The organism is Brevibacillus sp. YAE8 (genome assembly GCF_057543335.1).
Window position 1 is genome coordinate 26,054 of sequence record NZ_BAAIYG010000021.1, and the last position, 12,624, is coordinate 38,677.

11 protein-coding genes are annotated in these 12,624 nt (G+C 52.6%); 1 reads left to right on the top strand and 10 read right to left on the bottom strand.

The genetic code is table 11. The features are described from left to right. Window positions 1-18 precede the first annotated feature (18 nt). The 7 genes from fba to iolG form a co-directional block, all read right to left on the bottom strand. Complete coding sequence (fba, locus tag AC27IT_RS20150; RefSeq protein ID WP_007785959.1) at window positions 19-882, bottom strand: class II fructose-1,6-bisphosphate aldolase; 864 nt, start codon at window positions 880-882, stop codon at window positions 19-21. A 71-nt stretch (window positions 883-953) separates the two neighbouring features. Beyond that, on the bottom strand, window positions 954-2,045 hold the full coding sequence (locus AC27IT_RS20155; RefSeq protein ID WP_026558080.1) for a tartrate dehydrogenase: 1,092 nt from the start codon (window positions 2,043-2,045) through the stop codon (window positions 954-956). 501 nt (window positions 2,046-2,546) lie between these two features. Continuing rightward, window positions 2,547-2,828 carry a hypothetical protein gene (locus AC27IT_RS20160; protein ID WP_007785955.1) on the bottom strand — a complete coding sequence of 94 codons (282 nt, stop codon included), beginning with the start codon at window positions 2,826-2,828 and terminating at the stop codon, window positions 2,547-2,549. Further along, window positions 2,825-3,262 (bottom strand): riboflavin kinase, encoded by a 438-nt coding sequence (locus AC27IT_RS20165; protein ID WP_007785953.1) that lies wholly within the window; start codon window positions 3,260-3,262, stop codon window positions 2,825-2,827. The genes AC27IT_RS20160 and AC27IT_RS20165 overlap by 4 nt, the downstream gene beginning before the upstream one ends. 157 nt (window positions 3,263-3,419) lie before the next feature. Further along, complete coding sequence (locus AC27IT_RS20170) at window positions 3,420-3,959, bottom strand: NADPH-dependent FMN reductase (RefSeq protein WP_026558082.1); 540 nt, start codon at window positions 3,957-3,959, stop codon at window positions 3,420-3,422. Between the two features lie 51 nt (window positions 3,960-4,010). Next, entirely contained in the window at window positions 4,011-5,105 is a 1,095-nt protein-coding gene (locus AC27IT_RS20175; RefSeq protein WP_283858330.1) for an LLM class flavin-dependent oxidoreductase, read from the bottom strand. Between the two features lie 14 nt (window positions 5,106-5,119). Next, a complete protein-coding gene (iolG, locus tag AC27IT_RS20180; RefSeq protein ID WP_283858331.1) occupies window positions 5,120-6,157 on the bottom strand; it encodes an inositol 2-dehydrogenase in 1,038 nt (345 codons plus the stop codon). A 596-nt stretch (window positions 6,158-6,753) separates the two neighbouring features. On the opposite strand from iolG, the gene AC27IT_RS20185 reads away from it, so the two are divergent. Further along, window positions 6,754-7,767, top strand: a complete 1,014-nt coding sequence (locus tag AC27IT_RS20185; RefSeq protein WP_007785944.1) for a LacI family DNA-binding transcriptional regulator — start codon at window positions 6,754-6,756, stop codon at window positions 7,765-7,767. A 694-nt stretch (window positions 7,768-8,461) separates the two neighbouring features. On the opposite strand, the gene AC27IT_RS20190 is transcribed toward AC27IT_RS20185, so the two are convergent. Genes AC27IT_RS20190 through AC27IT_RS20200 form a run of 3 tightly spaced genes read right to left on the bottom strand, consistent with a single transcriptional unit; the run spans window position 8,462 to window position 12,601 of the window. Beyond that, window positions 8,462-8,797 carry a cupin domain-containing protein gene (locus AC27IT_RS20190; protein ID WP_007786494.1) on the bottom strand — a complete coding sequence of 112 codons (336 nt, stop codon included), beginning with the start codon at window positions 8,795-8,797 and terminating at the stop codon, window positions 8,462-8,464. Further along, entirely contained in the window at window positions 8,785-10,554 is a 1,770-nt protein-coding gene (locus AC27IT_RS20195) for a hydantoinase B/oxoprolinase family protein (RefSeq protein ID WP_007786492.1), read from the bottom strand. The genes AC27IT_RS20190 and AC27IT_RS20195 overlap by 13 nt, the downstream gene beginning before the upstream one ends. Before the next feature lie 4 nt (window positions 10,555-10,558). Further along, window positions 10,559-12,601, bottom strand: coding sequence for a hydantoinase/oxoprolinase family protein (locus AC27IT_RS20200; RefSeq protein WP_283858332.1), 2,043 nt, complete (start codon window positions 12,599-12,601; stop codon window positions 10,559-10,561). Window positions 12,602-12,624 lie beyond the last annotated feature (23 nt).

Sequence of the window (12,624 nt, forward strand, 5' to 3'; positions counted from 1 at the left end):
GTGCCAAAAAGCGGCCGTCTACGCTTTTCCCGAGGAGCCAAACTCTCTCATCTTTCCTTTCACCGCGTCTTTGATCGCCTCTCGGGCAGGGCCCAAATATTTGCGCGGATCGTAGACGTTCGGGTTTTCGGCCAGCACTTTGCGAACGGCGGCTGCCGAGGCGATCTGGTTTTCCGTGTTGACGTTGATTTTCGCTGTGCCCAAAGAAATCGCTCGCCGAATATGCTGGGTAGGGATGCCCGTCCCTCCGTGCAGCACCAGCGGCAATCCGGTCAGCTTTTGCACTTCCTCCATACGGTCAAAGCCGAGCTTCGGCTCCCCTTTGTACGGTCCGTGCACAGACCCGAGCGCCGGGGCCAGGCAGTCCACTCCTGTTTCCTTCGCCAGCCTGTCGCACTCGGCCGGAATGGCGTACATCGCTTCGGCGTCATCGACCACGAGATCGTCTTCCTGCCCGCCGATTCGCCCGAGTTCCGCCTCTACGGATACTCCGAGCACATGAGCGACCTCGACGACCTTTTTCGTAATCGCGATGTTCTCCTCCAGCGGATGGTGCGAGCCGTCGATCATGACGGAAGTAAACCCGGCATGAATCGCTTCCACGCACTTTTCGAAGGAAGAGCCGTGGTCGAGATGAATGGCGACGTCAACCGTGATCTTGTACTCCTCGATCAACGACTTCACCAGGCCGACAATCAGCTTGAAGCCGCCCATGTAGCGAGCCGCGCCTTCACTGACTCCCAAAATAACCGGAGATTGTTCCTCCTCTGCCGCCTGCAAAATCGCTTGCGTAAACTCCAGATTGTTAATGTTGAACTGTCCGACTGCATACTTTTCTTGTACTGCCTTGTTCAGCATCGCTGTCATGGATACGAGTGGCATCTGAATCCTCCTATAGTAAAAAATGGTATTTTGTCGCTTGCTCGTTTTATTGTTCGTTGCAGCTCCTGCTTTTACGCCTGTGCCTTGGCTGCCGCGTGCATGCTCGCCAAAACCTCGACTACCCGATCGCCAACCTCGGAGGTCGAAGCTTTTCCGCCCATGTCGGGCGTCAGTACTGCGCCCTCGACCATCACCTGCTCGATCGCCTTCAAGACGCTGCCTGCCAGCTCTTCATAGCCGAAAAACTCCAGCATCTGACTGGCCGACCAGATCGCCGCCAACGGATTCGCGATCCCTTTTCCCGCAATGTCAGGCGCTGAGCCGTGAATCGGTTCGAACATGGAAGGATGCGTCCGCTCCGGATTGATATTCGCTCCAGCGGCCAAGCCCAAGCCTCCGGCGAGCGCTGCCCCCAAATCGGTTAAAATATCCCCGAACAGGTTGGAGGTAACGACTACCTGGAATCGTTCCGGCTGCTTAATCATCAGCATGCTGGCTGCATCTACGAGATACGAGTGCGTCGGGACATCCGGGTATTCGCTCGCTACCTCCGCAAACACCTGGTCCCAAAACACCATGGAGTAGTTCAGGGCGTTCCCTTTGCTGATGCTGGTCAGCGATTTGCCCGTTTTGCGCGCCGTTTCAAACGCGTAGCGAATGATCCGCTCCGTCCCTTTGCGCGAGAAAACGCTCGTTTGCAGCACGGTCTCGTTGTCTTTTCCCTTGAACAGCCAGTCCCCCGCTCCCGCATATTCGCCCTCGCTGTTTTCGCGGATGAACAGCATATCGACCTGTTCCTTCCCCGTGTTTTTCAGCGGGCACGGCGCTCCATCCAACAGCGTGATCGGGCGAATGTTCACGTACTGGTCAAACTCCTTGCGAATCTTCAAGAGCAAATCCCAGAGCGATATGTGGTCGGGAACGCCGGGAAAGCCGACTGCGCCCAGGTAAATGGCCTCAAACTGCCGCAACTGCTCGATGCCATCCTCTGCCATCATCCTTCCGTGCTGGAGGTAATACTCGCAGCCCCACGGAAAGTAATGAAAATCGAATCGAACATTTGTCAGCTCTACGACCTTTTCCAGCACCTTTACCCCTTCCTGGATCACTTCAGGGCCAATCCCGTCTCCCGGGATGACGGCAATTTTGTACAATTTCGTCATACGTTTCTCCTTTCACAATCGCTTGCATTGTTGTTGGATTGTGGCGTTTATACACCCGTGTTCATTACTAATCGCATCGAATAACAAGGAAATCTTTTTCGCGCTTCCGGCGTCCCCGCTGCGGACAGCATTCATAAAAAATAGGGAATTGACGCTAGATTAAGCGGTTACCCTAGTATTATAGTTTACGATCAATTCCGGTGTAAATGTATTTATCGAAAAAATGTGAGTATTTTAACGAAAGCAGGTTAAGCGGTTTCTTCGAGGGAGGGGGAGGCTTGCGTCTGGGCTTTCTCTGGATTTCATGAGTCCATTGGAGCGCTGGCGCGGAGTCAAGTCATGAGCGAAGAGTTTGTCTCCAAAGGGCACAAGTCTTGGTCTTGGTCTTGGTCTTGGTCTTGGGCTTGGCCGTGGTCTTGGCCCTGGCCCTTCATTTGGAGCCACACTATGCTGCTGCCCTGCAAAACAAAAAACGGAGGCACGAGGCCCCCGTCGAGGATGTTAGCTGAACCGTTGATGCGCGTTGTTTTGCATGAGAAAATCATTCATTTTGGCAGCCAGACCGCCGTGACCAAATCGCATCCGTCTCCCCTGCCTGTTCTGCTCGCGAGCGATGCGGAGAAACTCGATCAACAGCTTCCTTCTTTGCGTGATCTCCACGTACCCATGCTCGTAAAACCACGCATCCATCGTATTGAAAACGCCGCGATTGATGCCAAATTCCCGTTGCAGATGCTGCGCAAACGTCAAGTCCGGCAAATGCACAATGCTCGCTGCTGTCACAAGCCGATCATCGCCTCCTGTTCCGCTCTGCTTGTCCGCCCTTTTTGCCCGGACAGCCGAAACGCTGCCTTCACGCTGTTTACGTCGCGCTCGATCTGCTTTTGCAACTGAGTGAGATCGGAAAAGGCCATTTCCGGCCTGACGTAGAAATGTACGTCCACGTATACACACGCTCCGTAAAGGTCTCCGTCCCACTCAAACAAATGCACTTCATGGCTGATTTGCACTCCATCGTGAAAAGTAGGTCTGCGGCCGACATTCATCACGCCCGCATGCGTCTGTCCGTTCCACAAAAGCGTCACCCCGTACACGCCCTGCTCCAGCCTGGGATGCGGGGGAAGCAGAGACAGATTCGCGGTCGGGAAGCCGAGCGTTCTGCCTACTTGCTTGCCGCTCACCACCTGGCCGTGCAAAGTACAAATGGGCTGCTCCATCTTCTTCCCCTCTTTCCGTAGCGTATTGGTCGCTCCAATTGTCTTTGTTGCGGTTTGTGGCCGCGGTTTGTAGCCGCGGCGTTCCAAGCACACCTACCCGAAGCACGGACTCGCTTTGCCAGAACCCCCACACGCTGCATCGTCCTTTTCCGCTCGCTCAGTTTCCTTTGAGCGCCTTTTGCATGAACACGATCTCCTGCGCCAAAAGGGCGATTCGCTCCAAGACGTCCCGGTCGACTACTTCGTTATTCGCATTGAAATGGTCAGCATGCGCATAGACGTAGCCTGGAGCCGTGAATGCGCGAAAATAACCGGCAATCGGCTTCAGTTGATTTTCAATGACCAGGTAATGCTGGTACGTTCCGCCTGTCGCGACAAACCCCATCACTTTATGGCGCAGGGCAGAGACGGGAATCAGGTCAAACAAATTTTTCAGCGCTCCGGTGAGCGAACCTTGGAAAATCGGTGTGCCGATGACATAACAATCCGCAGCCGTTACCAGTTCGATCACTTTTTTGGTGTCGCCCGTATAGGTCCCAGGGTCCCGGCCATCACAAAACTGCACCTGGTACTCGCTTAAATCCAGCAATTCCACCTCTATGCTGTCGTCCTGCTTTTTTACGTGACGCAAAACCTCCTGGACGACAGCCGCCGTTTTCCTGCCTGTAACCGTCCCGGAAATTCCCAACAGCTTCATAATAAGCCCTTCCCTTCTGCTTAGCTGCAAACAGCACAGCTCGCTTTTCGGCTACACCGTCTGCGGCTTTACATGCAGGCGAGGCAAAACTTCCTCGACCAGCAGGCGCATGGACTCTTTCCATATTTCCGGCGATTCGCTGTAGTCGTAGCCCGTAATCAGCAAAGTCCCGAAACCGCCGACCGTGTCGTACAGCTTTTGCAGCTTTTTCGCGACCGTTTCCGGCGATCCTATCAGCCAGTCGGTTTTGGCCATTAATTCGGCAGTTACCTCTTCGTCGGCAAGCGCCGGATCGGGCTTCAAGTTTTTGATGTCGCCCTGCTTTTTAAACAGCGGCAGCCATGACTCGTCAAAGAATCGACCCATCATGCCTCCCAACGCTCCGGCCATTGCTTCTTCATCCGTTTTCGCGACAAAGACGTCTTGCGTGATGCGCCAACTGCTTCTGTCCGCTTCTTTCCCTACAGAGCGCGCCCCTTCTTCCACCGCATTCCAGTGCGATTTGATATACTCGCTGTTCCAGCCGAGACTCATCGGGATAAATCCGCGTTCGCCCGCCATTTTCAATGTGGCTGAACCCGCGCTGAACCCTGTAATCCCGATAGGCGGATGCGGCTTTTGGAACGGCTTGATATGCGGTCCGAGAATCCCGTCATGCCGCGCCTTTGGCTGGTTGGCGCTGTAAAATTTCCCCCGGAACGAAAAGGACTCCTCGTCTGACCACAATCTCTGCATCAGCTCCCACGCTTCCATCATCATTTCCCGGTTTATTTTTCCGTCGACAGCAAACAGCTCCCAGTCTGTTTGGGTTCCGCCTGCCCCGATCCCGAGCATCAAGCGGCCTTGGGCGAGATGGTCGAGATAGGCGACGCGATGCGCCAACTCCACCGGATGATGATAGGGCAGCAAATGGGCACCGGGCGCCAGCTTGATTTGCTTTGTCCGCAACAGCGCCTGCGCGATGATTAAATCCGGGGATGGAATCGGCTCCCACGGCGCGGTAAAATGCTCCCCGATCCACACTTCGCTATACCCCAATTTGTCGGCATATTCAATCATTTCCAGATCCCACTGGGTCGCATCGTACAAAGATCGCTCCGGCGGATGCTGCGGCATCAAAAACATTCCGATATTCAATTTCGTCATAATAATCCCTCCATTTATGAAGAAAAATGCTCGTTTCTCAGTCCGTGCACATTTACGCGCACTTTTTGTTCGGTTTGGCAAGAGGTTTTGGCCGCATGGGCGATTTCCTGCGCGATCAATCCGTCTTTGATGCCGACAGCAGGCTTGGCATCGCGGTGCAAGCACTCGATAAAATGCTCCAGCTCGCGCAAGTAAGCGGTCTCAAACCGTTCCATAAAAAACGGAATAATGTCAAAGCTGCCCTGATTCGGCCCGAGAAGCGTCACGTTATGATTGCGCAAGCCGGCGATGACCAATGTCCCTTCCGTCCCGATCACTTCCGCGCGAATGTCGTAGCCGTATTTGGCATTTCGGTACCCTTCCACATCGCCTGCGGCCCCATCGGCAAACCGTAAATACGTTAACGCCTGGTCCACATCGTCATACTTGGCCACGATCGGCGAAGCCAGGACCGATCCCATCGCATTCACTTCCACGATCTCCTGGCCCATCAAAAAGCGGGCGATATCAAAGTCGTGGATGTTCAAATCGGTAAAAATGCCGCCGCATGTCGCCACGTACTCTTCATGCGCGACAAATGGGTCCCGCGTAACGCCTTTGAAATAGAGCGGCGTCCCGATATCTCCTGCCGCAATTCTGTCTCTGGCATGCGCGTAAGCCGGATCAAACCGCCGCATAAACCCAAGCTGGCACGTAATCCCTGCTTCCTCAATCACGCTCGCCGTTCTTCTCGCGACCTGAATGTCTGTCGAAATCGGCTTTTCCAAAAACAGCGCTTTTCCCGACCGGGCCACCTTCCGAGCCAGCTCGGCATGCGTGCTGGTTGGCGTCACAACGATGATGGCGTCAATGTCATCGCGCGCTATGATCGCATCCGGCTCTGTGGACCAGTATTTCACCTCATGCTCCCGGGCGAATGTTTCCGCTACGCCCGGCATCACATCGGAGACAGCTACGAGCTGCGCTCCTTTTATCTTCCCTGCAATATTTTCGGCATGAATTTTGCCCAATCTCCCCAACCCCAAAACGGCACATCGCACTTTCCGATCCACGACACTCGAACCCCTTTCCTAAAATGGCAATTGAACACCGCTTTTGCACATGCGCGAGTTGAACACGTAGTTTCCCAGATGCGTACGGGTATGGCTTCGCGGCGTGCGCTGGTAAAGCAGCAAGGTAACAAACGAAAGAAACAAAACACTTCATTTAGTTAACCGCTTTTCGTTACCCCCTTTTGTTTCCTCGCGTTTTGTTTGGAAGCGCACTGTAAAAAGTGGGCTGTTCCATTTGTAACTCAGTATAAACCCTCTGTTTTATCAATTCAACAAGAAAGTTAATTAATTTTCTGAATAATTTTTTTCGTGAGTTTAGTTAAGGTAACAAACTTGATTTTGTTACCTTAAATTTCGCTGTTTTACCTTTAAGTTTCCCTCTTCGCTATGGTATAGTTTACATAGAGCGGTTGTGGCTCACGCAGTTTTTCGCGGGGCGGCGTTGGGATGGGCTTATCACCTGAAAAAACAATCCGCTCGCCCGCAAACACCCGAAGCCATCCGGCAAACACGTGTTGCGCCAGCGCAAAACACGGCGTTTCCGCTGGAGATGGATCATCTGTCCGCTTATTTGCTTAAAAATTGGGGGTACATGCATGAAACCGACGATATACGATGTGGCAAAAGAAGCGGGAGTATCGACTGCTACCGTATCGAAAGTCATCAATAATACCGGGAAAATTGGCGACAAGACCAAAGAAAAGGTGCTGCGCGTGATGGAGCAGTTGAACTACCAGCCCAAGACGGTGGCTTCCGCGCCGCGCGGGAAGCTCTCCCACTCGATCGGCTTGTTGATTCCGGACTTGGCGAACCCGTTCTTCGCTGAATTTGCCCGAAGCATCGAAGACTGTGGCCGCGAATTAGGCTACAGCATCCTGATTTGCAGCACGGACTTCCAAAAAGCGAATGAACTCAAGCACAGCGCTTTTTTGATCGACAAAAAGGTCGATGGAATCATCATCATTTCCGGCTCGCAGGACGAGTCGTTTATTAAAGAGTTGCTCGACAAGCAAATTCCTACTGTAATTGTGAACAAAGAACTGACGACACCGCTGCCGATCGACAGCGTCTCGGTCGACGATTTTATCGGCGGCTACGAGGCCACGAAGCATTTGCTGGAGCTTGGGCACCGCCGGATCGGTACGATTCAACTGGGGGAGCTGCTGCTGGGGAAAGAACGGCTGCGCGGCTACAAGCACGCGCTCGAGGAATTTGAGGTGAAATACGAGAAAACCTTGACCTTTTTCAGCTCTCCGAATGCCACAATCGAGGAGAGCAAGCAAATTTCGCTGGAGATTCTTTCCGCCCCCCAGCGCCCGACTGCTATTTTCGCCGGAAACGACATTCTGGCGCTCGGCGTCATCCACGCAGCTATGGAGCTGGGGCTGTCTATTCCGGATGACCTGTCCGTCATCGGCTTCGACAACACTGTGCTCAGCGCCATGTCCAACCCGCCATTGACGACCATGGCGCAATCCATTCAAGACATGGGACGTCTCTCTATTAACCTGCTGCTGGAGGAAATCAAAGGGATGCAGCGCAACAAACAAAAAATCCAGCTTCGGCCGGAGCTGGTTGTCAGGAGGTCGACGAGGGAGTTGGTGCGTTGAAGGCGGGTGGGATAGGTAGGGTTGCGGGGTTGCTCGGCTGAAAAGCTGATGGCTTGTCGGTTGAGGTAGTGATAGTGATGGGCCAACGGTAGCTGATTGGCCTATCACCTGCACCTTTCAATCTACCACACTACCGACCTCGGCGCAGAAAAGCAGCTTCCTGAGAATGGCGCGGTGTTTTTTGGTTCAATCCTGTCTTGGGTCGGCGCTGTTGCGACAAAGCTGAAGCTCCCACGTCTCCCCAATTAACTTATGTAAATGGCACTTTAGCAAAATGAAATTGGATAAATCGACACACGAGGGATGACAGATCGCCCCAAAGATCGGAATCGACGATGTGTTTATGCAGCAATGTAATCTCGGTAAAGAGGCCCTCCACTCTATCTGTAGTCTTATTTGTGCTGACATCGCCCGAAAACAGTTCGTGCAACGGATGTTCCGCGAATTTGTTATTGTAAAAAAGAAACGAAACAACTTATCCAAAAACTATTATCCGCATGCAAAAACACCGCTAAACCAAGCGGACAGGCTGTCGAGAAAGTCGACAGCCTGTCCGTAGATTCAAGGTATGTTGCTCTGCCCTATCCGAGCGCATGAGCCTATATGAGCCTATGCTCTATTCACGGTGACATTGAGATCGCCAATTCTAGCAGGTTCTTTTTTCGTGCTCTCCGTATTTATGCCGCTATTTCGCCTATCGCTTTACAAGCACCCAGACGATTTCGCATTCTTCGCTCCCGTCGTTGTATGCCCAGTGGGCCTCACCAGCAGGAATAAGAGACGCATCATTTGCTGACATACGATATTCTCGCTCTTTAGTACCAGCAAGAATCGTTCCTTTTACGACGATTGAATACTCGTCCTGCTCATGGCTCCCCAAACCGCTTAAAGGAATACGCGCACCAGGCGGAACGACGACGACACCAAAAGTAGCTTTTCCGTTCTCTACCTGGTTTTCGGTAAACAAGGTTTTCAGGGTTACACCTGGACGATCTTCCGGCTGAATCGCATTGGCATTTACAATGAGCATTGCTGTTCCTCCTGTTCAAAAGACTGACGCTGTGGTGTCACCCCTTCTACACGATACGTTGCCTTGTCCAGCTCTACTCCGTACAAGTCTCTTGCTTGTTCTACGGAAATATAGCCATTTTTGGCATCTAGGACGACCTTCTCTATCGGACGTTCCAGCGGATTGCCATATCCTCCACCTGTTGCGGTAACAAGGCGCACGACATCTCCTTTATTAAGCGGAAAGCGTGCATATTTGCCAAATGGACCAGCCACTTCGCCATTTGCTTTGACGATCTCAAATTCATTGCGGGAGCCGTCATGCCCCCCGTTAAAGCCCCATGGCAAATATTTGTGACGGCCAAAGGTTGCCGTGATCGTCTGACCATCAGACATCGCGCGGTACGAACGGATAGCTCCTGAGCCGCCGCGATATTTACCGGCACCAGCACCATCCGTACGCAGGCTGTACTCCTCGACCATGATGCCATAACGTGTCTCGGCTACTTCGACCGGCACGTTGTACGTTTCCCCATCGCCGATGCAAAACTGTCCGGCCATCCCGTCCAGTCCGTCTCCTGCGCCCCATCCTCCGACTGAAGGTTCAACCACAAGGAACGGTTCGTGCGTATCCGGATGGATGCCGGATAGCACCACCCCGCACACCGAAAGCAGATGCCCCGCATTCAACCGATGGGGAACGACCGGTGCAAGTGCCTTCCAGACGAGATCCGCTCCATACATCATGGTTTCCCAGTAGGTTGATACGGCTGCCGGGCGTTCCGCAGAAAAAATGGAGCGGTCATCTACAAGGATGTGGAGCGGGCGGAAAACGCCATCGTTTACATCCTGAGACGGGTTCGTCACCGCAAGGAAAATGACGCGAACGGCGGAAACCAAGGCGGTATAGGAGCAATTGACTGGCCCCAACACCTGCGGATGACTACCGCGGAAATCACAAATAAACTCGTCATCGGTAATGGTGACCTTCACCTGTACCTTGAATGGACCGTTTCCAACTCCGTCATCATCAATAAAATCTATGGCTTCATACGTGCCCTTCGGCAGCTTGGCAATTTCCTTTACTGCCAACTGTTCGCCATGTCTTAACAAATGGTCAATGGCATCCTTCACTACCGCTTTTCCATGCTTATCGCACAATTCGCGAAAGCGCTTCTCCCCTGTTCGCAATGCTGCAACCTGCGCCCACATATCGCCAAGCGAGAGATCAGGGAAACGGACATTTGCTGCAATGATATCAACCAACGGCTGATTCAGCTTGCCTTCTTCAAATAGCTTGACGCAAGGAAATTGCAAACCTTCCTGGAAAATCTCCGTAGAGTCGGTCGTCCAGGAACCCGGGTCTTTTCCGCCTACTTCGGTCCAGTGGGCCTTATTGGCCGAGAAGGCAATCAGCTCGCCCTCGTAAAAGATTGGCAGCAAAAGACCTACATCAGACAAGTGGGAACCTCCTCCACCGTAAGGATCATTAATGATGATGATATCCCCCGGCTTTAGCTCCCCATTGGCGGAAAACTTTTTCAAGGTTTCCTTCACCATAAAGGTCAGCATCCCGATAAATCCGGTTACACCGTTGCCTTGAGTCAGAAGTTGACCTTTTGCATCTGTCAAGCCGCTGGCGAAGTCGAGCACCTCGTAAATAATCGGACTCATCGACGTGCGCGCCAATGTATGAAACATTTCTTCCCCAATGGCGATCAGGGAATCTTTCACAATCTCAAGCGTAAACTGGTCATGTTTCAACGTTGTCTCACTCATCTGACTACACCCCCGTAGTAATGATTAGATTGCCATATTCATCAACAATGAGATGCTGTCCAGGATAAATGACCGTTGAAGAAGAGGTTTCCTCGACAATTGCCGGACCCTTCACCGCGCTTCCGGCATTCAGTAGCTCGCGATCGTAGACTGTCGTGTCAATCCATCCATACTCTTCGAACAGAACCGGACGCACTTCCTTGCGCGCTTCCTCGCTATTGTCCCCTTGTCTTCCCAGACTGGCTATCCGTGGTTTTTGCACTGTGCCGAACGCCGTTAGATGGAGGTTTACAATCTCCGTCGGTGCATGCTCTAGTTTGAACGTGTAATGCTGCTCGTGCAGGTCATGGAAACGATCAATCACTTCCTCAATCGCTTTTGCATCCATCAGTCCATTTGGCACGGGAACCTTGACAGAATGCTCCTGTCCGACGTAACGGATGTCCGCATATCGTACAAACAGTACCTGATCCGCTGCAATTCCTTCGCGCTCGTATTGGTCAATCGCTTCTTTTTCCAGTTGGTTCCATTCACGATTCAGTTCTTCCTGATTCAGTCCGTTCATTCGGCGAATATAAGTCTGGATGTAGTCATGTCGCAAGTCAGTCATCAGCATGCCCCATGCGGAGAAGACCGAAGACGCAATCGGGATGATAACTTTTTTCACACCCAATTCCTTGGCCAATGCCAGCGCATGCATCGGTCCTCCCCCTCCGAATGCAACCAGGGAAAACTCTCGCGGGTCGTAACCCTTGCGGATGGAAATGAGCTTCAACGCATTCAGCATGTTGGAGTTGGCGATGCGGATAATTCCCAGCGCCGCCTCTTCCACGGAGATGCCGAAGTGTTTTGCGATCTTTTCGTGGATCGCTTGCTTGACCGCTTCCATATTTACCTCGTTTTGAAAATTGGCAGGCGATAACCGCCCTGTAACCAAATTGGCATCGGTTGTAGTCGGACTTTCACCGCCACGTCCATAGGCGACCGGCCCTGGCAACGCCCCGGCCGACTGTGGCCCCACCTTTAATGAGCCGGCACCGTCGATCCAGGCAATGGAACCTCCGCCATTCCCGATCTCCACGATGTCGACCACGGGTACTTTAATCGGATATCCAGCATTTCGTTCATCTTTCTCAATCCGGTATTCCGTCGTAACCTTTACTTCCCCCTTGTCGATCAGGGAGCATTTGGCCGTCGTTCCTCCGATATCAAAAGCAATGATGTTTTCTTCCCCAAGAATTTGCCCCAAGATGGCTGAGCCAAAAATCCCGGCTACTGGCCCCGACTCGACCATGTTGATCGGCGTTTCTTTTGACTGCTCAAAAGTAGTCGTGCCAGAGTTGGACTGCATGATATATTTATTGCCATCAAGCCCGATGTCGTGAAGATGGTTACTCAATTTGTCGATGTAGGACTTGGCAATCGGCTTGACATAAGAGTTCAGCACTGCCGTACTAATCCGCTCGTACTCGCGCCATTCCTTGGTCACCTCATGGGAAGCCGTCACTGCTACCTCCGGCCAAATTTCCCTGATCGCTTCCACCGCCAGCTTTTCATGAATGGGGTTGGCGTAGGCATGCAGAAATGACACCGCAATAGCCTCGACTCCCTCCGCCCGCAGTTGCTCGACAGTGGCCTTCACCTCTTCCACCGCCAATTCGGTCATGACTTCCCCCTTATAGTTGATCCGCTCGCTGACCTCCTTCCTCAGAAAGCGCGCGACAAACGGGGTCGGCTTCTGATAGCGAACATTGAACAAATCGGGACGGTTGCCTCGGGCGATTTCCAGCACATCGCGGAACCCTTTTGTCGTGATTAACCCGGTCTTTACTCCCTTGCGCTCCGTCAATGCGTTGATAATTACCGTCGTTCCGTGGATAAAAGTCGCGATTTCCAAAGGATCAATCCCAGCCTTTTGAATCACTTGGATAACCCCTTGCTCAAAATGGGGCGGTGTTGTATCGCTTTTAGCGGTACCGATTTTACCGTTCTCATCTAAGTACACCAGGTCAGTAAACGTTCCTCCAATATCTGTAGCTACACGCATAGGAACCACCCTTCTAGGAGTAA

Coding starts and splice junctions, on each gene's coding strand:
- AC27IT_RS20155 (WP_026558080.1), bottom strand. CDS start 2,045: ATGACGAAATTGTACAAAATTGCCGTCATCCCGGGAGACGGGATTGGC.
- AC27IT_RS20190 (WP_007786494.1), bottom strand. CDS start 8,797: ATGCTCATTGTAAATGCCAATGCGATTCAGCCGGAAGATCGTCCAGGT.
- AC27IT_RS20175 (WP_283858330.1), bottom strand. CDS start 5,105: ATGACGAAATTGAATATCGGAATGTTTTTGATGCCGCAGCATCCGCCG.
- AC27IT_RS20200 (WP_283858332.1), bottom strand. CDS start 12,601: ATGCGTGTAGCTACAGATATTGGAGGAACGTTTACTGACCTGGTGTAC.
- AC27IT_RS20185 (WP_007785944.1), top strand. CDS start 6,754: ATGAAACCGACGATATACGATGTGGCAAAAGAAGCGGGAGTATCGACT.
- AC27IT_RS20170 (WP_026558082.1), bottom strand. CDS start 3,959: ATGAAGCTGTTGGGAATTTCCGGGACGGTTACAGGCAGGAAAACGGCG.
- AC27IT_RS20165 (WP_007785953.1), bottom strand. CDS start 3,262: ATGGAGCAGCCCATTTGTACTTTGCACGGCCAGGTGGTGAGCGGCAAG.
- AC27IT_RS20195 (WP_007786492.1), bottom strand. CDS start 10,554: ATGAGTGAGACAACGTTGAAACATGACCAGTTTACGCTTGAGATTGTG.
- fba (WP_007785959.1), bottom strand. CDS start 882: ATGCCACTCGTATCCATGACAGCGATGCTGAACAAGGCAGTACAAGAA.